The organism is Microbacterium sp. MPKO10, assembly GCF_026107415.2.
In the GTDB taxonomy this organism is placed as follows: Bacteria; Actinomycetota; Actinomycetes; order Actinomycetales; family Microbacteriaceae; genus Paramicrobacterium.
Genome location: NZ_JAPCHX010000009.1, coordinates 20,074 through 43,603 on the forward strand (window position 1 = coordinate 20,074; position 23,530 = coordinate 43,603).

Sequence of the window (23,530 nt, forward strand, 5' to 3'; positions counted from 1 at the left end):
ACAGGACCGCCGTTGTGCCGTGTAACATATCACCCACTACAGACCACAACGCAGTGAGGTACCGTGCCGAATCAGACAACAGCCGCTTCAGCGGCGAACGGCGTCAGCGCTCGGCCCGCTGTCGCGTCGACAGCATCCCGATTTCGTTCACTTGGAGCTGCCGAGGTGGGGCTCACCGATGGCCTGCTCGGGCAGTGGCAGCGTCGCAACCGCGACCAGACGCTCGTTCACAGCATCGAGCAGCTGCGTCTCGCCGGAAACCTCGACAACTTCCGTGCCGTCATCGGCGACAGCGACGAACCGTATCGGGGACGCTATCCCTTTCTCGACACCGACGTCTACAAGACTCTTGAGGGCATCGCCTACGAGCTCGCACGCGCCGACGCGGGCACGGTGCAGCTCGACAGTTCGGTGCGGGAGTTCTACGAAGAAGCGATCGACCTCATTCAGCGGGCGCAGCGCCCCGATGGCTACCTCAACACGTACTACCAGGCCGAATCGATCGGCAAAGAGCCCTGGAGCAACCTCTCGTGGGGCCACGAACTCTACTCGCTCGGCCACCTGATCCAGGCGGCCGTTGCGGCGCACCGCCAGCTCGACGATGCGCGGCTGCTCGATGTCGCCGTGCGCTTCAGCGACCTCGTCTGGCAGAAGTTCGGCCCAGACACCACCGCACCGCTCGCCTTCGGCGGACACCCCGAGGTGGAGATGGCGCTCGTCGAGCTCTACCGTGAGACCGGCACGCAACACTACCTCGAGCTCGCCGACCTCATGGTGCGCCGACGCGGCACTCAGCGCGTCGACTCGGCGATCTTCACGCCCGAGTATTTTCAGAACCTCGTCCCCTTTGTCAACCTCGACTCGGTCACCGGTCACGCGGTGCGCATGATGTACCTCGCGTCGGGAGCGACAGACGTGGCGACCGAGACCGGAGCCGCCGACCTCACCGCGGCCGTCCTGCGCCTGTGGGACGACATGGTCGCCAGCAAGCTCTACATCACGGGAGGGCTCGGCAGCCGGCACTCGGACGAAGCCATCGGCGACCGCTTCGAACTGCCCAGCGAACGTGCCTATAACGAGACCTGCGCCGCGATCGCCCTCATGCAGTGGGCATGGCGGATGCTGCTGACAAGCGGTGACGCACGCTTCGCCGACATCTTCGAGATCGTGCAGTACAACGCGTTCGCCGTCGGACTCTCAGACGACGGGTGCGCGTTCTTCTACGACAACCCGCTGCAGCGGCGCCCCGACCACCTGCAGCGCTCCGGCGCCGAAGCTGACGGCCCTCTTCTGCGCCGCGCGTGGTTCGGCTGCCCGTGCTGCCCGCCCAACATCGTGCGCTGGATGGCCGAGCTGCAGGATCACGTGGCGTTCACCGACGATGAGACGCTCTACCTGGCCAATCTGACCGCCGCCGAGATCCGCCGCGATGGCCTGGAGCTCACGATCGCCTCAGGATTCCCCTGGGACGGCGACGTACAGATCGACGTGACGGCCGCTCCCGAAGCGGGTCGCGCACTTGCGGTGCGCATCCCCGCGTGGGCACACGGTGCCACCGTCGCGTTCGACGGCGAAACAAGCTCGGCGCAGGCCGGCAACTGGGTGCGTCTTGCCGGCGTGACGGCGGGCAGCAGCATCCGCGTCAGCCTGCCGATGCGTGTTCGCGCCCACGGGGCAGACCCCCGAGTGGATGCTGTGCGCGGCAGCCTTGCTGTTGCTCGCGGCCCTCTCATCTACTGCGCCGAGCAGCAGGACAACCCGGTGGACCTCGACACGATCGTGGTCAGCCCCGCCGACGTGCGCGCGCTTTCGGCCGAGCAGCGTGACGTCGTCGGCTCCGGCCCGAGCGTCGTGCTGCACGGCGACGCCCCGACGGCACCGATCGACGAACCGGAGCTCTACCCCGAGCTGACCGGTGAGTCAGCCCAACCCGGCTCGGTCGCTCCCGATGCGGCCCGAACCCCCCTCACACTCGTTCCCTATTTTCAGTGGGGGAACCGTGAGGCCCAGGCCATGCGTGTTTGGCTGCGCACGGTCTAACCCCCTGAAACACCACAGTGCGGGCAGAGACGCTTGCACCCCAAGGAGAGTGAATGATGAAGAAACGCAATGTCGTGCTGGGTCTCGGCCTGGCAGCAGCGCTGGCCCTCACGGGCTGTAGTTCCGGAGGCGGCTCGGCCGATGGCGGAGGCAGCTCAGGTGAAGCAGTGAAGGGCGGAACCCTTCACGTTCTCGCCACGACCGACTTCTCGCACCTCGACCCGGCTCAGGGCTGGGACGGCGGAGTCAACAACTTCTACCGTCTGATCTACCGGCAGCTCACCACATTCGCCGGCGGCGACACGGACGACCCCACCGAAATCGTCCCCGACCTCGCCACCGATCTCGGAACGCCCAACGAAGACAACACTGAATGGACCTTCACGCTGAAGGACGACATCTTCTTCCAGGACGGCACCGAGATCACGAGTGAAGACGTGCGCTTCGGCGTCGAGCGGTCGCTCGACCCAGACATCGCCGTGGGATCGCCGTACGCGAAGATCCTCCTTGAGGGTGCCGACGACTACGAGGGCGTCTATAAAGACGGACACCTCGACTCGATCGAGACGCCAGACGACAAGACGATCGTCTTCCACTTGAACCAGCCGTACGCCGACTTCGGCAGCGCTGTCGCTCAGCCCGTCTACACGCCGTTCCCCGTCGACGGTGACGTCACGACGACGAGCATCGACAAGCAGCCGATCTCATCGGGACCCTACGTGGTGAGTGAGTACAAGCCGGGCAGCACGATCGTGCTCGAGCGCAACGAGTACTGGGAGCCAGACAGTGACGAGGTGCGCAAGGCGTATCCCGACTCGTTCGTCTGGACCCTCGGGCTCGACAACTCGACGATCGACGAGCGCATGATCGCCGACCAGGGCGACGACAAGAACGCCATTTCGGGCATCATCCTGGCGTCGTCGCTCTCGCGCATTCAGGAGCCGTCGATTCAGGAGCGCACCCTTGAAGGACTGAAGGGCTGCACGACGTACCTCGCACTCAACACGACGAAGGAGCCGCTGAACGACCTCAAGGTTCGCCAGGCGATCTCGTACGCGATCGACAAGAAGTCGGTTCAGACAGCCACAGGCGGACCGGCGCTCACGGACATCGCCAACACCATGCTCCCGCCGACCGTCAAGGGCCACCAGGACTTCGATCTCTACCCGAGCGAGAACAGCGAGGGCGATCCGGAAAAGGCCAAGGAGCTCCTCAAGGAAGCGGGATACGAGGATGGCTTCGAGCTCAGCCTTGACATGCGTGCCGTACCCGTCACCCAGGCTCAGGCCGAGTCCATTCAGGAGTCGCTCGCCAAGGCCAACATCGACGTCAAGCTGAACGTTGTCGACACAGCCAAGTACTGGCAGATCATCGGCACCCCGAGCCAGCAGACGGATGCTGCCATCGCGGGCTGGTGCCCCGACTGGCCGACCGGCGCCACCTTCCTGCCCCCGCTGTTCGAGGGAAGCCAGATCTTCGATCAGGGCAACTCGAACATCGCGCAGTTCGACAACGAAGAAGTCAACGAGCGCATGGCGGAGATCCGCAAGATGACCGACGTCGACGAGGCAAACAAGGCCTGGGGTGAGCTCGACAAGCAGATCCTCGAGTCGGCTCCGGCCGTGCCGCTGACGTGGGAGAAGGCCGTGACCGTGACGGGAAGCAACATTGCCAACGCACACCTTCACGAAGGTTACTCCGGTGGCATTGACTACACCGTTGTCGGCCTGAAGAGCGTGGACGAGTAGTCGGATGTCCGCACCTGCGAGTGAACTCGCGGGCGGCACACGGAAAGGGGCGCTGTCGACGTTGGACAGCGGCAGCGCCCCCAACCCCGTCAAACGTGTTGTCGCCGCGCTGAGAAGTACGCCATCCGTCGTCGTGAGCTTCGGATGGATCATCTTCATCGTCGTGCTGGCTCTCGCTGCTCCGCTGCTAGAGCAGATCACCGGCATCAGCCCGTACGCCTACCACGAGAACGCGATCGACCCCGCGCTCGGCGGGCTTCCCCTCGGCCAGTGGGGCGGCGTCAGCGCTGAGCACTGGTTCGGCGTTGAGCCTGGAAGCGGCCGCGACATCTTCATGCGCATCGCCTACGGTGCGCAGGTGTCGCTCACGATCGCCGTCGCGGCGACAATCGTCACGACCACACTCGGCGTGGTCTTCGGCATGCTCGCCGGCTTCTTCGGCGGCGTGCTCGATCAGCTCGTCTCCCGGCTCATGGACTTCCTCATGGCCTTCCCCGCGCTCATCTTCATGATCGCGCTGCTGTCGGCTCTGCCGGCGGGCAACCGGCCGCTCCTCCTGGTGATCGTGCTGAGCATCTTCGCCTGGCCGTACACGGCGCGCGTCGTCCGCGGCCAGACGATGTCACTGCGCAACGGCGAGTTCGTCGAGTCGGCCCGAGCCTCTGGCGCGAGCCCGGCCCGCATCGCCTTCAAAGAAATCCTGCCGAACCTGCGCGGCACCATCATCGTGCTCTCGACGCTCTCGGTTCCGCAGTACATCGGCACAGAGGCGGCGCTGTCCTTCCTCGGTGTCGGTGTCATCCCGCCGACGCCCTCCTGGGGCCAGATGATCGCGTCCTCCGTCGCCTGGTACGCCGTGGACCCGATGTACTTCGTGATCCCCGGTCTGTTCCTCTTCTTCACGGTGCTCTCGTTCACCGTGGTGGGCGACCACCTGCAACGCCAGCTTGATGAGGGGGATGCTGCCTGATGCTGTTCTACATTCTCAAGCGCGTCGCCGCTGGTGCGATCGTTCTCTTTCTCATCACGGTCTTCACCTACACCGTCTTCTTCGTACTCTCGCCCGACCCGGCCTATATGATCTGCGGAAAGACATGCACGCCGGACCGCATCGCAGACATCCACGAGAAGCTCGGTCTCGACAAACCCTTCTGGGAGCAGATCTGGATCTTCATTTCCGGTCTCTTCGTCGGTCGTGAGTACGGAGAGGGCGTCAACGCCGTGCACTGCACGGCCCCGTGCCTCGGCTACAGCTTCCAGACCAGCCAATCGGTGTTCGAGATGATCGTCCAGCGCCTGCCGGTCAGTGCCACACTCGCCGTCGGCGCAGCAGTTCTCTGGCTCCTCGCGGGAATCGGTGGCGGCCTGATCGGTGCCGTCAAGAAGGGCACCTGGTGGGACCGCGGGATCATGGTCGTCGCGCTCTCCGGCATCAGCCTGCCGAACTACTTCGTCGCGCTCGCGCTGCAGTACATCTTGGTGGTCAAGCTGAAGTGGCTCCCATTCCCCACGGCCGTGCCGTTCGCCGATGACCCACTCCAGTGGTTCCAGGCGTACATCATGCCGTGGTTTGTGCTCGCGTTCATGTACGCGGCGATGTACACGCGCCTCGTGCGTGCCAACGTGATCGACACACTCGGGCAGGGCTTTATCCGCACGGCGCGGGCCAAGGGCCTCGACCCCAACATCGTGATGGGCAAGCACGCGCTCAGACCCGCGCTGACGCCGGCGCTGACCCTGTTCGGCATGGACTTCGCGGCACTGCTCGGCGGCGCGCTGATCACCGAGACGGTGTTCGGTCTGAACGGTGTCGGAAAGCTGACCGCCGACTCGATCACGCAGAACGACCAGCCAGTCATCATGGCCGTCACGCTGCTGGCAGCCGCCCTCGTGGTGGTGGCGAACATCGTCGTCGATCTGCTGTACTCGGTCCTCGACCCGCGAGTGAGGGTGAAAGCACAATGAGCCGTCAGAAACGTTCGAAGAACGCGCCACGGACCGGATCGCTCAAGACGGTCTCCATTCCGATCAAGGGCTCGACGCTGCTCGATGTCGAGAACCTCACAGTCACGTTCCCCACCGTTCGTGGGCCGGTCGATGTCGTCAAGGACTCGTCGTTCCGCATCGATCCGGGCAAGACGCTCGGCATCGTGGGCGAGTCCGGGTCGGGCAAGTCGATGACCTCGCTCGCGATCATGGGGCTGCTGCCCGAGGGAGGGGAGGCCTCCGGCCGCATCCGTTTCTTCGGTCACGACCTGCTCGACCGCAGCGATCGCGAGATGCGACGCGTGCGCGGTGACAAGATCGCCATGATCTTCCAGGATCCGCTGTCGTCGCTCAACCCGTACTACACGGTCGGAGTGCAGATCGCCGAGGCGTATCGCGCCCACCGCGGCGGCTCGAAGGCAGCCGCGAAGAAGGTCGCGGTCGATGCCATGCGACGGGTCAAGATCGCCGATCCGGAGCAACGCGTCGATCACTATCCGCACCAGTTCTCGGGCGGGATGCGCCAGCGCATCATGATCGCGATGGCGCTGTGCCTCGAGCCCGACCTCGTGATCGCCGACGAACCGACGACGGCGCTCGATGTCACCGTCCAGGCGCAGATCCTCGACCTGATGAAGGAGCTCCAGGAGGAGACGGGCACGGGGATGCTGTTCATCACGCACGATCTCGCTGTCGTGAGTGAAGTCGCCGACGAAGTGCTCGTCATGAAAGGCGGCGAGACGATGGAGCACGGCACCGCCGAAGAGATCTTCTCGAACCCGCAGTCGTCATACACGACGGCGCTGCTTGACGCGGTTCCGCGCATCACGGACGTCGTGGGAGACATCAAGGGAGTGAGCCATGAGTGACACGAAGACCCCCCTGCTCGAGGTGCAGAATCTCACGAAGACGTTCGTCACCCAGGGCAGCGGAGCGGTGTTCGCGGGCAAGCGCTCGTTCACCGCTGTCGATGACGTGAGCTTCGCGGTGCAGCCGCACGAGACACTCGCGATCGTGGGCGAGTCGGGTTCTGGCAAGTCCACGATGGCGCGCATCGCGGCAAAGCTGCTCGAGCCGACGGCGGGAAACGTGCTGCTCAACGGCACCGACATGACGCACGCGAAGGCCAAGGATCTGGCACACTTCCGCTCGAAGGTGCAGGTGGTCTTCCAGGACCCGTTCTCATCGCTGAACCCCAAGCACACCGTCGAGCGCATCATCATGGCGCCGCTCGACTACCAGGGTGTGAAGCCGCCGAAGAAGCGGCGCGATTTCGTGCGCGACCTCATGGACCGCGTGGGGCTGAACCCCGACCACAGCCAGCGCTACCCCGGGCAGTTCTCGGGTGGGCAGGCGCAGCGCGTCGGAATCGCCCGCGCGCTCGCCGTGGGACCCAGCCTCGTCGTCTGCGACGAAGCCGTGTCAGCGCTGGACGTGTCGGTGCAGGCCGTCGTGATCAACCTGCTGAAGGACCTGCAGCGCGAACGAGACCTGAGCTACATCTTCATCGCTCACGACCTCGCCGTGGTGCGCCACATCGCTGACACGGTCGCCGTCGTCAACAAGGGGAAGATTGTGGAGCACGGCGACCGAGACAGCATCTTCGACGCTCCGCAGCACGAGTACACGCGTGAGCTGCTGAGCGCCGTTCCGCAGATCAACCCTGAGTGGGAGGCCGCGCGCCTGACGCGCGCGCAGACCGCGCAGAAGGAGAACCCGTGATCATTGCGCAGTACACGATGCCCGGCATCCACGTCGTCGACCACGAGGTCGACGTGCCGCTCAACTGGTTCGATGAGGGAAATGAGCGCCGCATCACGGTGTTCGCCCGCGAGCTCGTGGCCGCAGACACGAAGAACGACGACCTGCCGCTCATCGTCTATCTGCAGGGCGGGCCGGGTGGCAAATCACCGCGGCCCGCCGACCGTTCAGGCTGGATCGCGGAGCTGCTGAAGACCCACCGGGTGATCCTTCCCGATCAGCGCGGCACCGGGCGCAGCAGCCGCGTTGACGCACGCGGAATCCAACAGATCGACGGTGCGCAGAACCAGGCGGACTACCTCGCGTGCTTCCGCGCCGACTCCATCGTGCGCGACCTTGAGCACCTGCGCGTCACGGAGTTCGGCGGAAAGCGCTGGGAAACCCTGGGGCAGAGCTACGGCGGATTCTTGACGCTCACCTACCTGTCACAGGCGCCCGAGGGCCTCGCCGCATGCCACGTCACCGGCGGGCTCGCGAGCATCGACCCATCGGCCGCCGAGGTCTACCGGCGCACCTACCCGCGCACGGCGGCGAAGAACCGCCAGTTTCAGGAGCGGTACCCCGGCGATGTCGACGTCGTCGCTCGCATCGCCGATCGCCTGACCGTCGGCGATGTGTTGCTGCCCGACGGCGACGTGCTCACCGTGCGGCGCTTCCAGAGCCTCGGCATCGACTTCGGCATGAAACCCGGATTCGAACGGCTCCACTGGCTGCTTGACGAGGCGTTCGCCCCGGCCACGGCAAGCGACGTGGGCGCGGACGAACTGAGCGACACGTTCCTCGCGCAGGTTCTTGCGCGCACGTCGTTCGCCGACAATCCGCTGTTCGCGGTGATGCAGGAGAGCATCTACGGCAGCACCGGTACCGGCGCGACGGCGTGGGCTGCGCAGCGTGAGCGCGAGCAGCATCCGGAGTTCTCTGAGGACGCCCGACCGCTGCTGTTCACCGGCGAGATGATCTACCCGTGGATGTTCGCCGAGACGCGCCTGCTGAGACCATTCACGGATGCTGTCGAGCTGCTCGCCCGCCGTGAGAACTGGAGCCCGCTCTACGATCTCGACCGGCTCCGTGACAACGAGGTGCCCGTCGCCGCCGCCGTGTACTACGACGACATGTACGTCGACGCGCACCTGCAGCTGGACACCGCGAGCCGCGTCGGCAATGCGCGCGCCTGGGTGACGAATGAGTTCGAGCACGACGGCATCGGTTCGGCACGCGTCGTGCCGCGGCTGCGTGAGATGGTCGCCGAGTTCGGCGGGCCGAGAGGGGAAAGAGAGGACGCACGATGACCGCACGATCGATGCCGACAGGGAAAGACGCCCGGATGCCGCGACTGGCGCAGATCGACGCGTTCACCCGGTACATGGGTGAGGGATGGGCGTCACCCGACCGCACACCACAGGTGGAGCCGGGCATCGCCGCCGCATCGGGTGAGCACCGGGAGCGACTGAGCGCCCAATTCTCGGGCCAGAACGTCGTCGTGTTCTCGGGCACCGCTCCGATCCGCGTCAACGACTGCGCCTTCGACTTCCGCCCGGACAGCGGCTTCTTCTGGCTCACCGGGTGCACGGCCGAGGATGCTGTCGTCGTGCTGTTCGCGCGCGCCGGCGGACACGACGCTGTGCTGTACGTTCCGGAGCCCGCCTACCCGGGCGACACCGATTTCTTCGGCAACGCTCTGCACGGCGAGCTGTGGGTCGGCCCCGCTCCGTCGCCCGCCGAATGGGCGACCGTGCTGCAGGTCGAGGTGCGCGGGCGCCGCCAGCTCGACGGCGACCTTCAGAGGCTCAGCGACCTGCACATCGCGGGGCGGCTCGACACGGCGACGCTGCCCGGCAGGCTGGCTGGCCAGACAGCATCCGCCTCGTTGGAACGTCAGCTCTCAGAGCTGCGCATGATCAAGGACGCGTGGGAGATCACGCAGCTGCGTCGCGCCGTCGACGACACGATGAACGGTTTCGCTGCCGTCGCACGGGAGATCCCGCGGGCCGTCGCCGGTGGGGGAGAGCGCTGGCTGCAGGGCACCTTCGAGCGGCACTCGCGCACGCACGGCAACGGGCCCGGCTACTCGACGATTGTCGGCAGCGGCGATCACGCGCCGATTCTGCACTGGGTGCGCTGCGATGGGGACGTGAACCCGGACGATGCGCTTCTGCTGGACATGGGGGTTGAGGCGCGGACGCTGTACACGGCGGACGTGACCCGTACCCTCCCGGTGTCGGGAACGTTCTCGCCCGCCCAGCGGCAGGTGCACGACCTCGTCGAGAAGGCACACCGTGCGGGTCTCGCCGCGGTGCGACCCGGTGCGCAGTTCAGCGACTTCCACACGGTGATGATGGAGGTGATCGCGCAGGGGCTGCACGACTGGGATCTGCTGCCGGTGTCGGTCGACGAGGCGCTCAGCGAGCGGGGTCAGCACCACCGCCGGTACATCGTCTGCGGGGTGGGGCACCACCTCGGGCTCGACGTGCACGACTGCGCGCGTGCCGACTACTCGGCGTACCAAGGGGCGCCGCTTGCCGACGGAATGGTGCTGACCGTCGAGCCAGGACTGTACTTCCACGCGTTCGACGAAACCGTACCCCCCGAGCTGCGGGGCATCGGAGTACGGCTCGAAGACGATATCTTGGTCACGGAACGTGCGTCCGAGGTGCTCTCTGAGTCGCTCCCGATCAGCGCCGACGGGATCGAATCATGGACGGCCGAGCACCTCGCGGCTGCGGACTCCTGAAGGAATGGAATGAGATGACCACGAGTGCGATTCAGCCCATACCCCAGCAGGCGAGCCTGCGCGACTACGTGCAGCAGATGCTGTCAACGGGGATCATCTCGGGGGAGCTTGCGCCGGGCGAACTGCTGACCGTGCCGACTCTCGCCGGTAAGTTCGGCGTCTCGGCGACGCCGGTGCGCGAGGCGATGCTGGGTCTGGCGCGACGCGGATTCGTCGAGCCTGTGCGCAACAAGGGGTTTCGGGTGACGAGCGTGAGCGAAGAGGAGCTCGCGCACATCGTGCAGGTGCGCCTGTGGCTCGAGCCGCCCGCCATGCAGGAGCTCGCGGGACGGTTCCCCGCCGAGAGCGCTGACGAACTGCGTGCACTCGCCGACGAGATTGTCGCCGGAGCCGCCGGGGGAGACCTCGCCACGTACCTGCAGTCGGATCATGCGTTCCACATGGCGCTGACACGGTTGCTGGGCAACGAGCCGCTCGTGGATGTGGTTGCAGATCTGCGCTCGCGCACAAGGCTCGTGGGGCTCGCGTCGATGGTCAAGACGCAGAAGCTGCAGGACTCCGCGGCCGAACACGTCGAGCTGCTCGATCTTCTGGCGGCGGGCGACCGTGAGGGGGCCCGCGACCTCATGGCGCGACACATCCACCACACGCTCGGCTGGTGGTCGGGCAACCCCGAGGATGCTGCTGGATGACGTGGTTCAGGGCAGGTGTGCCGTGGGGCACCGCCTCACGGACTCTCTCGCGCTGCGCCGCCCACTACGACCGCGGCACCCACCACGACCTTCTGCGCGGCGCCACCCAACACCACTGTCCGCGCCACACACTGCATTGCTCGCCAGTATTTTGAGGAGCGAAAAGCAGAAAGCGGCACGGAAACCGAGGCAGCGGTAAGTACGGCGCGGAAGACGGTCGGCACGTGAGCGCCTCGGCGCGGGTGAGGGCGAGGCCGCCGCGGTCGAGGGCGGAATGAGATTTTCCCGGAAAACGGTACGACGACACTTCACATTTCTAGCGATGTGTGACATATTACATATGACAGGGCTCACAAGGAGGAGGGCGATATGAGCAGCGCCGCATCTGGCTACGATGCCGATCGCCCCGTTGCCCGTGGTCACAGGGCTCGAAACGACGGCGCCACAGGATACGACGTCGCCGTCATCGGCGCTGGCATCGTCGGCGCAGCGATCGCTCGCGCGCTCAGCCGCGACGGCGCACGCGTCGTCGTCCTCGAGCGTTCGGCAGCAGCATCTGGAACAAGTGGACAGGGCGAAGGCAACCTGCTGGTCTCAGACAAGGCTCCGGGCCACGAGCTCGATCTTGCCCTGCACGCAAACCGCCGCTGGGTGGATCTCTCCGAGGAGCTGGCCGACGAACTCGGCCCCGACTTCCCGAACATCGAATTTGAGCGCAAGGGCGGCCTCGTCGTCGCCACAACGGATGCTGGTGCGCGCCCGCTCGAAGACTTCGCCCGCTCGCAGGCCGAAGCCGGTGTCGACGCGCAGATCATCGACGTTTCCGAGGCGCTCCGACTCGAGCCCGACGTCAACCCCGCCATCACCGCGGCGGTCGCGTACCCGCAGGACTCCCAGGTGCAGCCGGTCATCGCGACCGAAGCGCTGCTGGCTTCTGCGCGTCGCGCGGGAGCCGACGTGCGCTGCGGGATCGAGGTGCTGGGCGGCATCTTCGCCGGATCGGCGCCCGGCAGCGCAGCGACACCCAGCTCGCCCGGCACGGCCGACCGCGGGGAACATCGTCGGCTCACCGGTGTTCAGACCACGGCGGGTGCTGTGACAGCATCCACCGTGATCAACGCCGCCGGACCCTGGGCTGGCGAAGTCGCGCAGCGGCTCGGCGCTCCGCTGCCCGTGCGTCCGCGCCGCGGGGTCGTGCTCGTGACGACGCGCATGCCGCACCGCATCTTCCGCAAGGTGTACGACGGCGACTACTTTGGCGCGACGCAGTCGAATGACGCAGCGCTGCAGACCTCGAGCGTGATCGAATCGACGGCGTCAGGAACCGTGCTGATCGGCTCGAGCCGCGAGCAGATCGGTTTTGACACGCGCCTCCGTGCCGAGGTCATCCGCGAGATTGCGGCGAAGAGCACACGCGTCTTCCCCTTCCTGCGCGACGCGAGCGTCATGCGCGCATACGGCGGATTCCGCCCGTTCATGCCCGACCACTTGCCGGTCATCGGCCCCGACCATCGCCTCGAGGGGCTCTGGCACGCGACCGGCCACGAGGGTGCCGGAATCGGTCTCTCCGTGTCGACGGCGGATCTCGTGAGTGACATCTACGCGGGACGCACGCCCGGTCTCGATGCCGAGGCGTTCAGCGTCGCCCGCCCGTCTCTTGCCGCCGCACTCGAGACCGAGGAGGCCGCAGCATGACCGCCCGCCGCCTGCCCGCTCAGCACGACCCCGCCGAACGTACCGACCCCGAGCGCGTGCGCATCACTGTGGACGGCGCCGAGCTCACGGGACCTGCCGGGAGCACGATTGCCGGCATTCTCCTCGAGAACGGCCGCGATTCATGGCGCACGACGAGCCGCGACTCCCGCCCCCGCGGCGTGTTCTGTGGCATCGGCGTCTGCTACGACTGCATCCTCACGGTGGGCGCCGAACGCGACGTGCGCGCGTGCCAGCGCCGAGCCTGCGACGGTGACGTCGTGTCGCTGCAGGAAGAGACAAGACCGGATGCTGCGGGGGAGGGCGCATCATGAGCATCGTCGTCATCGGAGCCGGCCCGGCCGGACTCGCGGCGGCCCGCTCGGCACTGCGCGCGGGAGCCGACGTGACGCTTTTGGACTCCTCCGACCAGCTCGGCGGGCAGTTCTGGCGACACCTCCCCGAGACATCGCGGGCCGCGAAGCAGCACGTGCTGCACCACAAGTGGAGCACGTTCGAGGCTCTCGCGAGCGAGATCACGCAGCATCCGCGGTGCACGATCGTCACGAGCGCCCAGGTCTGGCTCCTCGAGCAGCGCGACCAGGGCACGCCTCGCGTGCACGCTCACGTCGGCCCGGTCGACTCCGGCGGCCGAGAATCGCTGACGCTCGAGCCGGATGCCCTCATTCTTGCGACCGGAGCTCACGACCGGACGCTGCCGTTTTCCGGTTGGACGCTGCCCGGCGTGTACACGGCGGGTGCGGCCCAGGCCATCGCGAAGTCAGAGCGCATCGCTCTCGGATCTCGCGTCGTCGTGGCGGGAGCCGGCCCGTTCCTGCTGCCCGTCGCACAGTCGCTTGCGCTCACCGGTGCCCGCGTGCGCGGGGTTTACGAGGCGACGACCCTGCCGGCGCTCGCGCGCGGCTGGGGTGCAAAACCGTGGAAGCTCGGCGCCGCCGTGGGCAAGATGCCTGAGCTCGCCGGCTACGTCGCGAGCCACGTGCGTCACAGCATCCCGTATCTCACCGGTCGCGCCGTCGTCGAAGCGCACGGCACCGATCGCGTTGAGGCCGTCACGATTGCACGCGTGGATGAGAACTGGGCACCGATCGCGGGATCCGAGACGAAGATCGAGGCGGATGCTGTCTGCGTCAGCCACGGCTTCACACCGCGCCTCGAGCTGGCGATCGCCGCGGGCTGCTCCATCGGACCCGACCGGTTCGTCGAGGTGGACGCACGGCAGCGGACCAGCACCCGCGGCGTGTACGCGGTCGGCGAGCTCACCGGAATCGCCGGTGCCGACGCCGCTCTCGCCGAGGGGGAAATCGCGGGGCACTTTGCCGCACGAGGGCCGCGATCCGCAGCCGTCTCGCGCGCGGCGCGGTCCCGCGACCGGTTCGTCGACTTCGGTGTGCGCCTGGATGCTGTGCACGCACCGCGCCGCGGCTGGACGCACTGGCTGCGCGATGACACCGTTGTGTGCCGATGCGAAGAGGTGACACGCGGCGAGCTTGACAGCATCCGTTCGCAGACTGCGTCATGCGGACTTCGCTCTCTCAAACTCTCGACACGCGCAGGTCTCGGCATCTGCCAGGGCCGCATCTGCGGGCGCAGCGTCGAGGAGCTGCTCGGCGACAACTTCGCCGACGGAGTCCCCACCGACCGCAGACCCATCGTCTCCCCGGTGCGCATCGGCGATCTTGCGGGGCAGGCACTGGGCGGGTCCCAGCCCGATGAGAGATCGCCCGAGGAGCCGCCACCGCAGTAACAGCCTCGACGCAGCGCGGCGCAGCGCGAGCACGACACGCTCGACCGCGCCGACACCCGCGTCGCCGATATCGCAGCACAAATCTTCACCCCAGAAACACTGAAAGGTAATCTCAATGAGTAAGAAGTTTGACCTCGGAGGAGTTGTCGTCGCCACAACCCTTCCGTTCAAGGATGACGCGAACGCGCCAGCGGGTCTGGCCGTGGACTACGACAAGTTCGCTGAGCACTGCAACTTTCTGATCGAAAACGGATGCCGCGGCGTCGGCCCCAACGGCTCGCTCGGCGAGTACTCGTCGCTCACCGATGACGAGCGTCGCAAGGTGATCCAGGTCGCGGTCGAAGCGGTCGGCGATCGCGGCATCGTCGTCGCCGGAGTGCACGGCGTGGGCTGGCACCAGGCTGTCCAGTGGGCCGAGTACGCGAAGGAAGACGGTGCCGACGGCGTACTGTGCCTGCCCCCGACGATCTACCGCGCCAACCGCCGCGAGGTTATCGAGCACTACACCAAGGTCAACGAGGTGGGCTTGCCGATGATGCTTTACAACAACCCCTTCGACACGAAGGTCGACCTCACGCCCGACATCATCGCCGAGCTGTCGCAGCTCGAGAACGTCGTTGCCGTCAAGGAGTTTTCGACAGACATTCGCCGGGTCATGGACATTCAGGATGCCTGTGACATCGACGTCGTCGCCGGGGCAGACGACCTGCTGTTCGAGTCGCTCGTCGCGGGTGCGGTCGGCTGGTTCGCTGGCTACCCGAACGCGTTCCCGAAGGAAGCAGTCGAGATCGTCAGTCTCACGCACGAGGGCAAGATCGACGAGGCTCGTGACCTGTACCGCGAACTGCGGCCCGTGTTCTGGTGGGACTCAGAGACCGAGTTCGTTCAGGCGATCAAGCTGTCGCAGGACGTCGCGGGCAACACATTCGGGGGCAAGACGCGCCCGCCGCGCGGTCCGCTGACACCCGAGCAGGTCGAGGGCGTCACGCGCGACACCAAGCGCGCCCTGGACTACATCGCGAGCCGCTAAGGTCGGCATATGAGATCTCGCCGAGTCCTGACAGCAGTCGACTCGCACACCGAGGGGATGCCGACGCGCGTCGTGACCGGCGGCGTCGGCGTCATCCCCGGTGCAACCATGAACGACAAGCGGCTGCACTTCATGGAGCACATGGATGACATCCGTGAGTTCCTCATGAACGAGCCGCGTGGTCACGCTGCGATGAGCGGCTCGATTCTGCAGCCGCCGACGCGTGACGACTGCGACTGGGGTGTCGTCTACATCGAGGTCTCCGGCTGCCTGCCCATGTGCGGGCACGGCACGATCGGCACGGCGACCGTGCTCGTCGAGACGGGCATGGTCGAGGTTGTCGAGCCGGTCACGACAATCCGCCTCGACACCCCAGCCGGCCTCGTGATCGCGCGTGTCGCGGTGACGGACGGTCACGCCGACGCGGTGACGATCGAGAACGTGCCGAGCTTCGTCGATCGACTGGATGCTGTCATCAGCGTGCCCGGCCTCGGCGACGTTCCGTATTCGCTGGCGTTCGGCGGTAACTATTACGCCATGGTGAACCTCGACGACGTCGGTCTGCCGTTCGACCGTGCGCGCCAGCAGGAGATCCTCGACGCCGGCCTGAAGATCATGGATGCGATCAACGAGCAGGCTGCTCCGCAGCATCCATTCATCACCGGCCTCGATCACTGCCACCACGTCGAGTTCATCGCGCCCGGCTCTGACGCCTCGCACTCGCGGCACGCGATGGCGATTCACCCCGGCTGGTTCGACCGCTCACCCTGTGGCACGGGCACATCGGCGCGTATGGCCGAGCTGTGGGCGCGCAGCGAGCTCGCACTTGACACCGACTTCGTCAACGAGTCGTTTATCGGCAGCCGCTTCACGGGGCGGCTCGTCGCCGAAACCGATGTCGCGGGAGTTCCCGCCGTCATCCCGACAATCACGGGTCGGGCCTGGGTCACGGGCATGGGGCAGTACATGCTTGACCCCGCCGATCCTTTCCCCACCGGATTCGTCTTCTAGGAGGCACATTTATGAGCACCGACAACACAGCAACGACACCCACTGTCGATCAGATCGCACAGAACGCGGATGCTGCATTTCGGGCACTTCAGGGCATCGAGCCTGCCGTTCGTGCCCGTGCGATTGTGGCCGCGGCTGACGCGCTCGAGGCGCATGCTGATGAGCTGGTGCCCGTCGGCATGGCCGAGACGGGGCTTGCTGAGGGTCGGTTGCGGGGCGAGCTGAAGCGCACGGCTGTGCAGCTGCGCGTGTTTGCCGACACGGTTGTCGATGGTTCGTATCTCGATGTGCGTATCGATGCTGCTGATCCGGAGTTCGCTTTGGGGCCGCGGCCGGATATCCGCCGCTACCTTCAGGCTGTTGGTCCGGTGCTGAACTTTGCGGCGAGCAACTTCCCGTTCGCGTTCTCCGTGGCCGGCGGTGACACGGCCGCTGCGCTGGCGTCTGGCTGCTCGCTCGTGGTGAAGACGCACTCGGGGCACCCGGAGCTGTCGGCGCTGACCGCCGGGGTCATCGTCGATGCTCTCGAGGGGGCCGGTCTGCCGAAGAACGTGTTCCAGACGATCTCTGGGCAGCAGCGTGGCGTTGACCTTCTGAAGCATCCGCTGATTGCCGCGGGATCGTTCACCGGGTCGACAAAGATCGGGCGGATGCTGGCGGACATCGCTGCAGCCAGGCCGAAGCCGATTCCCTTCTACGGTGAGCTCGGCAGCGTTAACCCGGTGTTCGTCACCGAGCAGGCGTTGTCCGAACGTGCTGGTGAGATCGCCGCGGGTCTTGTGACGAGCGTCGGTGGGTCGGCGGGGCAGCTGTGCACGAAGCCCGGATTCGTGTTTGTTCCCGATGCGGCGCCGCTTGAGCAGGGCATCGCGGATGCAGCATCCGGTTCTGTTCCTCATCGCATGCTGAACGAGCGTATGGCCGACGGTTTCGCCGAGCGCCGCGACACGATCCTCGCCACCGACGGTGTGCGCGCGATCGTTGAGGGCACTGTTGAGCGCGATGCTGACGGGCAGGGCTGGGTCACGCCGACCGTTGTCGTGACCGACACGGCGACGTTGGCTGCGCAGCGCGATCGTCTGCTTGACGAGAGCTTCGGGCCGCTCACCGTTCTGGTGCAGTATTCGGCGGGCGACGACCTGGGTGCGATTGCCGAGGAACTGTTCCCCGGCAACCTGACGGCCACCGTCCACCACGGCGAGGGCGAAGCGTCAGAGGCGCTGCGCCGGCTTGTGTCTGTGCTGTCAGAGGTGGCCGGCCGTGTGCTGTTCAACGGGTGGCCCACCGGCGTCGCTGTGACACCGGCGATGCAGCACGGCGGCCCGTGGCCCGCGACGACGAACGATTCGAACACATCGGTGGGCACTGCCGCGATCACGCGCTTCGTGCGCCCGGTCTCGTATCAGAACGCCCCGCAGGCGCTGCTGCCGGAGCCGCTTCAGGATGCCAACCCGTGGAACGTGCCGCAGCGGCACGCGCCCGCCGGAGAGTCGACGCACTGGGGTGACGCCGCCCGCTGATCTCGGGCACGCCAGTGCTGGCGTGAGGAGAATGTGCCGAGACGAGGGTCCGAAACCGATTTCCGATCCTCGTCTCGGCACTTCTTCCTCTTCCCGGCATCCTCGGCCGAAAGGCTCCGCTATTGGCGGCAGCCAGCGAAGCCTCTACCGGCGGCGGCCGGCGAGAAGGTACGCGAGCGGCCCAACGACGTCGATCAGCGAGATGAGGCGCCACGTGCGCTTGGATGCTGTCAGCTCACTCTCTCGACTCTTCGCAATGTCAGCGTGCGCGGCGCCCGTCAACGCCAGTTGCACGATGATGAGCAGCACAATCGCCGTGCGTTTGCCACCGGAGAGTTCTTTCCACGTCGTTCTCGCCATGCCTCGAACCTACATCGAGCCACACCAAGATTCAGCAGTGAGGCGCCGCGACCTCTCTATGACGAGCGGGTCGTGGCGGAGACACTCGGGCGCGACCGCCCGTGCGGGCGACTTCGCACGGTGTACACGGCTCTCTAGAACGGCAGAACACCCTCGCGATCGATGACGGTTCCCGTCGGGCCGCTTCCCTCGCGCATCGCTAGGTCGACGATCGGGTCAGCGCCTTCCTGCACGGTGAAGGCACCACCGCCGTCGTTGAAATCTGTCTTCGTGTAGCCCGGGTCAACAGCGTTCACGCGCATCTCGGGCAGGGCCTTTGCGTACTGCACGGTGAGCATTGTGACGGCTGCCTTCGACGACTGGTACAGGGGCATCACGAGCTGAGACTCAAGGCGTTCCGGGTTGAGCACCGTGGCGAACGATCCCATTCCACTCGACACGTTGACGACTGTCGGAGTGCTGGAATCGCGCAGAACCGGTATGAACGCGCTCGTCATGCGCACCACTCCGACGACATTCGTCTCGTACACCTCCCGTGCGTCTGCGGCGGTGAGCTCGGTCGCGTCGGCGACCCTGCCGTGAATGCCTGCATTGTTGATGAGAACATCGAGACCACCCTCGCCGCTGATGGTTCTCGCCGCATCCGCTACCGACGTGTCGTCTGTCACGTCGAGCTGCACGAAGCGCCCTCCCAGCGCTGCCGCTGCAGTTCGACCTCGTTGCTCGTCGCGCGAGCCCATCCACACGGTGTGCCCTTCCTCGATGAGGCGGCGTGCAGTTTCGTAGCCGAGGCCTTTGTTCGCCCCGGTAATCAATGTCGTTGTCATGCTTCGAGTCTTCGCGTTCGGCGCGGGTTTGTCGTGGCATCGCTTGGCAGGGGGACTGCCAGTACCACCCAAATTGTCGCTCACACTGCAACACTTGGTGAATGGATGCTTCGCATGGCGACCTCGCACCTCTGCTTCGTCTGTGGCGCGATCGGCTCTCACCTGTCGACGTCGGTCTTCGAGCTGGAGACGGGCGACGTTCACCTGGACTGCGTCGCGAAGAGCTGTCGGCACTTGCCGGAGTGAGTGTTGACTACCTTGTGCGCTTAGAGCAGGGTCGTGCGCGCAGACCCTCTGAGCAGGTGGCTTCCTCTCTGGCACGGGCGCTGCAACTCACCGATGAAGAGCGCGACCACCTGTTCATTGTCGCCGGGCTCCTCCCGCCGTCACCTCGCGACGTACCTACGCATATTCCGCCAGGCGTGCAGCGCATGATAGCGCGCATGAGTGAGCTTCCAGTGCTTGTCTTCACGGCATCCTGGACCCTGATTTCGTGGACGCCGATCATGGCGACGCTGATTGGAGACCCGAACCTCAGCGATGATGGCAGCTGGAACCTGCTGCGACGTCACTTCTCAATTGACTCACGCGCTGTCGAAGACGCGCGCATCGTGTCGAGCCGCGGTGACGAGGCGTTCTCGCATTCGCTCGTTGCCGACCTGCGGCGCGTGCACGGGCGTTACCCTGATGACCGCGGGCTCACTGCTCTCATCGACGAGTTGCAGAGGTCGAGCGAGAGATTCCGCGAGCTGTGGATGAGTGGTGCGGTGGGGGAGCACCAGTCGGAGCGTAAGACGATTCGCCACCCGCTCGTTGAGGAGTTTGAGCTCGATTGCGACGTCTTCAGCGTCGCCGGGAGCGACCTGCGCATCGTCGTGTACACGGTGGCAGCAGGGTCGGATGCCGCTGAGAAGCTCGATTTTCTGCGTGTCTCTGCGGTCTCTGCCCGCACTTCGGCGGGCCTGAGCTGATGACGAGGCTCTGACCTGTCGTCACGCGAGGCGTCGCGCCTCGTGAATGGGACTGAGTTTTGTCACGCGCGCGTCACTTCACAGAAACACAGGTGGCCGCTCGTGCAACGAGATCGGCGGCGCGAACCTCACGTTCCGTCTGACGGCGCGTCTGCGTCGTCGATGGCGCGGTCGAGCCAGTCGACGAGCAGCCCGCGCTCGGCGTCGCTCAGGGCAGTGAGCTCAGGGGCAATCGCCCGAAAGGAGACGGCGGTTGCCCGATGGCTGCTGTCTGCTCTCTGCGGAGCGTCGATGAGAATCTCACGCAGCACGGAGTCGATCATCGCAGCCACCAGTGCGGGATCACGATCGTCTGGCGGCGTCGTCAGCAGCGTGAACGTGACGCCCGACCCCGCGGAGCGGATGAGGTCGACAGCCCGCCGCTCGCTGACGCGCAGCCGCCCGGCCTCGGCCACGCGGTGCACCCGCGTCTGCAGAATCTCGAGCCCCGCCTGCGCGGCTGGCGACGCCGTGCCGCGCCCGGGAGCATTCACGAGCGAGAAGAGCACGGGGTTGCTGAGTCCGAACTCGATCTGCATCTCCCACCCCGCTCGCAGGTCGTCGACGGGGTCGATGTCGTGATCACGTGCGTCTGCGACGGCGGCTGATTTGGCGGCGACGAACTCGGCCATCACATGCTCGGCAACGGCATCAAGCAGGCCGTCTTTGTCTCCGAAGAGCCGGTAGAGCGTCGGCGGCTGCACGCCGGCCTCAGCGGAGACGCGCCGTGTCGTCACGGCATCCGCACCCTTGTCATTCAGTAGACGCGCTGTCGCATCGATGATCGCCGCTCGTGCGTCTGCCTGGTCGGAGCCGTGCGCGATGTCATCCACGATCCGATGATATCGCGTTGTTGCTATCAATGATATTCCGGTGATAACGTTCTGACGTTATCAACGATATAGGTGAAGGAGTATCAATGATCGTCGTGACCGGAGCAACGGGCGCACTTGGCGGAGCCGTCGTCGACCAGCTTTGCGACTCGCACTCGCCCGAGACCATTGCCGTCGCGGTGCGTGACCCGAAGAAGGCGCAGCGATTCGCCGACCGTGGCATCGAGGTGCGTCGCGCCGACTACGCCGAGCCTGCGTCGCTCCCCCAGGCATTCGAGGGAGCAGATCAATTGCTTCTCGTCTCGTCGAGCGACCCCGCGGCCGACGCGGTCGCCCTGCATCGCGCGGCGATCGACGCGGCAGTCACCGCAGGGGTGGGGCGAGTTCTCTACACGAGCCATCAGGGTGCGCATCCATCAAGCCCATTCGCGCCCGCCCGCGATCACGCGGCGACCGAGTGGATGCTGCAGGAATCGGGGCTCGCCTGGACGGCCCTGCGCAACGGCTTTTACGCTCACTCCCTTGAGTGGCTGCTCGGCTCGTGGCGTACGTCCGGAGTCGTCGAGGTTCCGGGCAACGGCGCGGTCTCATGGACGGCCAGGGAGGATGCCGCTGAAGCGGCGGCCTCGCTCATCGTCTCGGGTTCCGCTCCCGACGGCCCTGTCACGCTGACCGCCGCGGCCGCGCCGACATTCGCGGAGGTCGCCGGCATCGCATCGGACCTCACGGGAGCCCCCGTGGTGTGGCAGAACATTCACGATGACGAGTGGGTCGCGCAGCGCGTTGCCTCGGGAGACAACGAGGGCGCAGCGCGCTTCACCCTCGGCATCTACCAGGCGGCGCGCGAGGGCTTCTTCACGGGCGTCGCACCGACCTTGCGTGAGATCCTGGGCCGCGAGCCGCGGACAGTGCGTGAGGTTCTCGCTGCCTCCCTCCGGTAGTGGCACGTCCGAGCGCGCCTCCTCGTGGGGAGGTGTAACGGGCCCCATGGCCTCGCCGCGACCGTGCGAATACACTGTGAGCTATGAGCCGCCGCTGGATGCCCATCACACTCGTTGCGCTCGTCTGCGTCGCACTGATCGCGGTGGTGGTCATGGTGGTCGGGATGCTTGTCGGGCGCGCAGGAACGTCGCCGCATGTCGAACGCGTGAGCGAGGCCGCGTTCACTCCAGAAGAGGTGACGGTCACCGCGACGGCGAACACCGATGGCACGCTTGCCGTCACAGAGAAGCTCGTCTTCGACACTCCCGAGGGCAGCACCGACCCGGTCTCGTGGTATATCGGAGCGTCGCGGATCGGCTGGGAGACGCGAGACCGCCACACGCAGCTGATCGTTCTTCCGACGGTGTCCGACGTCACGGGCGTGGTGCTCACCGACGACGGGCCGGGCGATGAGCTCACCGTCGACAAGGATGATTCCAAGGTCGACGATCCGATGTATGACAGCGTCGCGTACCGCTTCACCGCGGCGGAGGGAGAGTGGTCTGCCGGGCGTCATGCCGTGCAGGTCAGCTATGTGCTCGATGACGTGCACGTGAGAGTCGACGGCGCCGATCTGATGGTTCTGCCACTCAGCTTCGCACGCGGCCCCCATCGCACGGTCAGTTACCGCAGCATCGACGTCGGAGACGGGAACGCCATCTCGTGCATGCCTGACAACATGACGTTTGAGCTGAACGACGAGTGCACGAGGCTGCAGGAGCTCGCGACGCGCACCTCAGAATCACGCATCGCCTGGCGAGATGAACCCACCGGTCCTGTTGAGGCGATCGCGTTCGCAATGCCAAGCACGGTGACGGCCGAGCCCATATCAGTGATCCGCAAGGAGGTGTGACGATGATGAGGATGCTGGCTACGACCGCGATCGTCGCCATGACTCTGCTGGCTGGCTCGGCAGCTGCGTCGGCCGTGATGCCGGGGGCCGTGGATCCGGTTCGCAGTCGCCAGGCAGCGAATGAGGTGACGATCGGTCAGGATGGCAGCTATCAGGTGGTGCTGAGCGAGAAGGTGGAGATGCGCGCGGAGGCGCATTTCTCATTCGGCGGCACCGTCCACGACGGGTTCCGGCTGTCAGATGACGGCTCGGTGATCCCGCCGTATCTGCGAGCAGAGTACGCGGCTCCCGAGTCGACGATCGACGGCGCTGCTGTCTCGTCGGCCTTCGAGGTGCAGAATCATGCCGTGTCGATTGCCGTCGGTGACGACTTTGACGAGGGCACGCACCGGGGTGCGATTCGCTATGACGTGACGAGTGCCGCGGTGCCGACCGCCGACGGATACGTGGTCTACGTGCGGCCGATAGCCCTGGGTGAGACGACGATCACGGCGACCGACGCGATCGCGAGCGTGGAGTGTGTGGGTATTCCCCCGGATGCTGCTGAATGTGGTCATGAGACAGCAGACGCGTGGGTGATCGGCGCAGACGAGTTCGGTATCGCAGGCGTGGTGAAGATCACGCTAGCGGGGGACCCGGACGGCGTTGCCGACGCGCACATCGACCGCGGCTGAGCCCATCTCGGGG

General features: G+C 66.0%; 22 protein-coding genes. 19 read left to right on the forward strand and 3 right to left on the reverse strand.

The features are described 5' to 3' along the window. The first annotated feature begins 63 nt into the window (after positions 1–63). The 15 genes from OK352_RS17155 to OK352_RS17225 all read left to right on the forward strand — a co-directional run bounded on the left by OK352_RS17155 (position 64) and on the right by OK352_RS17225 (position 17,979). Positions 64–2,040, forward strand: coding sequence for a glycoside hydrolase family 127 protein (locus OK352_RS17155; protein ID WP_265142749.1), 1,977 nt, complete (start codon positions 64–66; stop codon positions 2,038–2,040). A gap of 53 nt (positions 2,041–2,093) precedes the next feature. Further along, positions 2,094–3,788: an ABC transporter substrate-binding protein gene (locus tag OK352_RS17160; RefSeq protein WP_265142750.1), complete on the forward strand. Its 1,695-nt coding sequence runs from the start codon at positions 2,094–2,096 to the stop codon at positions 3,786–3,788. Positions 3,789–3,792: 4 nt separating this feature from the next. Further along, entirely contained in the window at positions 3,793–4,758 is a 966-nt protein-coding gene (locus OK352_RS17165) for an ABC transporter permease (RefSeq protein ID WP_265142751.1), read from the forward strand. After that, the gene (locus OK352_RS17170; RefSeq protein WP_265142752.1) at positions 4,758–5,753 is read left to right on the forward strand and encodes an ABC transporter permease; all 996 of its coding nucleotides are present in this window, start codon (positions 4,758–4,760) and stop codon (positions 5,751–5,753) included. Before OK352_RS17165 ends, OK352_RS17170 begins: the two co-directional genes overlap by 1 nt. Beyond that, a complete protein-coding gene (locus tag OK352_RS17175) occupies positions 5,750–6,643 on the forward strand; it encodes an ABC transporter ATP-binding protein (RefSeq protein WP_265142753.1) in 894 nt (297 codons plus the stop codon). Before OK352_RS17170 ends, OK352_RS17175 begins: the two co-directional genes overlap by 4 nt. After that, on the forward strand, positions 6,636–7,496 hold the full coding sequence (locus OK352_RS17180; protein ID WP_265142754.1) for an ATP-binding cassette domain-containing protein: 861 nt from the start codon (positions 6,636–6,638) through the stop codon (positions 7,494–7,496). Before OK352_RS17175 ends, OK352_RS17180 begins: the two co-directional genes overlap by 8 nt. Continuing rightward, entirely contained in the window at positions 7,493–8,824 is a 1,332-nt protein-coding gene (locus OK352_RS17185; protein WP_265142755.1) for an alpha/beta fold hydrolase, read from the forward strand. The genes OK352_RS17180 and OK352_RS17185 overlap by 4 nt, the downstream gene beginning before the upstream one ends. After that, on the forward strand, positions 8,821–10,266 hold the full coding sequence (locus OK352_RS17190; protein ID WP_265142756.1) for an aminopeptidase P family protein: 1,446 nt from the start codon (positions 8,821–8,823) through the stop codon (positions 10,264–10,266). Before OK352_RS17185 ends, OK352_RS17190 begins: the two co-directional genes overlap by 4 nt. A 14-nt stretch (positions 10,267–10,280) precedes the next feature. Beyond that, positions 10,281–10,958, forward strand: coding sequence for a GntR family transcriptional regulator (locus tag OK352_RS17195; RefSeq protein WP_265142757.1), 678 nt, complete (start codon positions 10,281–10,283; stop codon positions 10,956–10,958). A 369-nt stretch (positions 10,959–11,327) separates the two neighbouring features. Further along, positions 11,328–12,653: an NAD(P)/FAD-dependent oxidoreductase gene (locus OK352_RS17200; protein WP_265142758.1), complete on the forward strand. Its 1,326-nt coding sequence runs from the start codon at positions 11,328–11,330 to the stop codon at positions 12,651–12,653. Next, entirely contained in the window at positions 12,650–12,985 is a 336-nt protein-coding gene (locus OK352_RS17205) for a (2Fe-2S)-binding protein (RefSeq protein ID WP_265142759.1), read from the forward strand. Before OK352_RS17200 ends, OK352_RS17205 begins: the two co-directional genes overlap by 4 nt. Next, on the forward strand, positions 12,982–14,418 hold the full coding sequence (locus tag OK352_RS17210; RefSeq protein ID WP_265142760.1) for an FAD/NAD(P)-dependent oxidoreductase: 1,437 nt from the start codon (positions 12,982–12,984) through the stop codon (positions 14,416–14,418). The genes OK352_RS17205 and OK352_RS17210 overlap by 4 nt, the downstream gene beginning before the upstream one ends. Positions 14,419–14,533: 115 nt before the next feature. Further along, positions 14,534–15,448, forward strand: a complete 915-nt coding sequence (locus tag OK352_RS17215) for a dihydrodipicolinate synthase family protein (RefSeq protein WP_265142761.1) — start codon at positions 14,534–14,536, stop codon at positions 15,446–15,448. Positions 15,449–15,457: 9 nt separating this feature from the next. Next, positions 15,458–16,459, forward strand: coding sequence for a proline racemase family protein (locus OK352_RS17220; protein WP_265142762.1), 1,002 nt, complete (start codon positions 15,458–15,460; stop codon positions 16,457–16,459). An 11-nt stretch (positions 16,460–16,470) separates the two neighbouring features. Then, the gene (locus OK352_RS17225; RefSeq protein WP_265142763.1) at positions 16,471–17,979 is read left to right on the forward strand and encodes an aldehyde dehydrogenase (NADP(+)); all 1,509 of its coding nucleotides are present in this window, start codon (positions 16,471–16,473) and stop codon (positions 17,977–17,979) included. 144 nt (positions 17,980–18,123) lie between these two features. On the opposite strand, the gene OK352_RS17230 is transcribed toward OK352_RS17225, so the two are convergent. Beyond that, positions 18,124–18,339, reverse strand: a complete 216-nt coding sequence (locus tag OK352_RS17230; protein WP_265142764.1) for a hypothetical protein — start codon at positions 18,337–18,339, stop codon at positions 18,124–18,126. Positions 18,340–18,473: 134 nt separating this feature from the next. After that, complete coding sequence (locus tag OK352_RS17235; RefSeq protein WP_265142765.1) at positions 18,474–19,166, reverse strand: SDR family NAD(P)-dependent oxidoreductase; 693 nt, start codon at positions 19,164–19,166, stop codon at positions 18,474–18,476. 101 nt (positions 19,167–19,267) lie between these two features. Between OK352_RS17235 and OK352_RS17240 the strand changes: the two genes are divergently transcribed. Next, positions 19,268–20,137, forward strand: coding sequence for a helix-turn-helix transcriptional regulator (locus OK352_RS17240; RefSeq protein ID WP_265142766.1), 870 nt, complete (start codon positions 19,268–19,270; stop codon positions 20,135–20,137). Positions 20,138–20,265: 128 nt separating this feature from the next. Here OK352_RS17240 and OK352_RS17245 read toward each other — a convergent pair whose 3' ends face one another. After that, entirely contained in the window at positions 20,266–21,009 is a 744-nt protein-coding gene (locus tag OK352_RS17245; RefSeq protein ID WP_265142767.1) for a TetR/AcrR family transcriptional regulator, read from the reverse strand. Positions 21,010–21,095: 86 nt separating this feature from the next. Between OK352_RS17245 and OK352_RS17250 the strand changes: the two genes are divergently transcribed. From OK352_RS17250 to OK352_RS17260, 3 genes are all read left to right on the forward strand, one after another. Next, positions 21,096–21,950, forward strand: coding sequence for an NAD(P)H-binding protein (locus OK352_RS17250; RefSeq protein WP_265142768.1), 855 nt, complete (start codon positions 21,096–21,098; stop codon positions 21,948–21,950). 83 nt (positions 21,951–22,033) lie between these two features. Then, positions 22,034–22,843: a DUF2207 domain-containing protein gene (locus tag OK352_RS17255; RefSeq protein ID WP_265142769.1), complete on the forward strand. Its 810-nt coding sequence runs from the start codon at positions 22,034–22,036 to the stop codon at positions 22,841–22,843. Beyond that, complete coding sequence (locus tag OK352_RS17260) at positions 22,840–23,517, forward strand: hypothetical protein (protein WP_265142770.1); 678 nt, start codon at positions 22,840–22,842, stop codon at positions 23,515–23,517. The genes OK352_RS17255 and OK352_RS17260 overlap by 4 nt, the downstream gene beginning before the upstream one ends. Positions 23,518–23,530 lie beyond the last annotated feature (13 nt).

Bases quoted from the DNA above. Each gene is read 5' to 3' on its own strand.
- OK352_RS17160 (WP_265142750.1), top strand. From the start codon at position 2,094: ATGATGAAGAAACGCAATGTCGTGCTGGGTCTCGGCCTGGCAGCAGCG.
- OK352_RS17165 (WP_265142751.1), top strand. From the start codon at position 3,793: ATGTCCGCACCTGCGAGTGAACTCGCGGGCGGCACACGGAAAGGGGCG.
- OK352_RS17170 (WP_265142752.1), top strand. From the start codon at position 4,758: ATGCTGTTCTACATTCTCAAGCGCGTCGCCGCTGGTGCGATCGTTCTC.
- OK352_RS17175 (WP_265142753.1), top strand. From the start codon at position 5,750: ATGAGCCGTCAGAAACGTTCGAAGAACGCGCCACGGACCGGATCGCTC.
- OK352_RS17180 (WP_265142754.1), top strand. From the start codon at position 6,636: ATGAGTGACACGAAGACCCCCCTGCTCGAGGTGCAGAATCTCACGAAG.
- OK352_RS17190 (WP_265142756.1), top strand. From the start codon at position 8,821: ATGACCGCACGATCGATGCCGACAGGGAAAGACGCCCGGATGCCGCGA.
- OK352_RS17195 (WP_265142757.1), top strand. From the start codon at position 10,281: ATGACCACGAGTGCGATTCAGCCCATACCCCAGCAGGCGAGCCTGCGC.
- OK352_RS17200 (WP_265142758.1), top strand. From the start codon at position 11,328: ATGAGCAGCGCCGCATCTGGCTACGATGCCGATCGCCCCGTTGCCCGT.
- OK352_RS17205 (WP_265142759.1), top strand. From the start codon at position 12,650: ATGACCGCCCGCCGCCTGCCCGCTCAGCACGACCCCGCCGAACGTACC.
- OK352_RS17210 (WP_265142760.1), top strand. From the start codon at position 12,982: ATGAGCATCGTCGTCATCGGAGCCGGCCCGGCCGGACTCGCGGCGGCC.
- OK352_RS17215 (WP_265142761.1), top strand. From the start codon at position 14,534: ATGAGTAAGAAGTTTGACCTCGGAGGAGTTGTCGTCGCCACAACCCTT.
- OK352_RS17220 (WP_265142762.1), top strand. From the start codon at position 15,458: ATGAGATCTCGCCGAGTCCTGACAGCAGTCGACTCGCACACCGAGGGG.
- OK352_RS17225 (WP_265142763.1), top strand. From the start codon at position 16,471: ATGAGCACCGACAACACAGCAACGACACCCACTGTCGATCAGATCGCA.
- OK352_RS17230 (WP_265142764.1), bottom strand. From the start codon at position 18,339: ATGGCGAGAACGACGTGGAAAGAACTCTCCGGTGGCAAACGCACGGCG.
- OK352_RS17235 (WP_265142765.1), bottom strand. From the start codon at position 19,166: ATGACAACGACATTGATTACCGGGGCGAACAAAGGCCTCGGCTACGAA.
- OK352_RS17240 (WP_265142766.1), top strand. From the start codon at position 19,268: ATGGATGCTTCGCATGGCGACCTCGCACCTCTGCTTCGTCTGTGGCGC.
- OK352_RS17250 (WP_265142768.1), top strand. From the start codon at position 21,096: ATGATCGTCGTGACCGGAGCAACGGGCGCACTTGGCGGAGCCGTCGTC.
- OK352_RS17255 (WP_265142769.1), top strand. From the start codon at position 22,034: ATGAGCCGCCGCTGGATGCCCATCACACTCGTTGCGCTCGTCTGCGTC.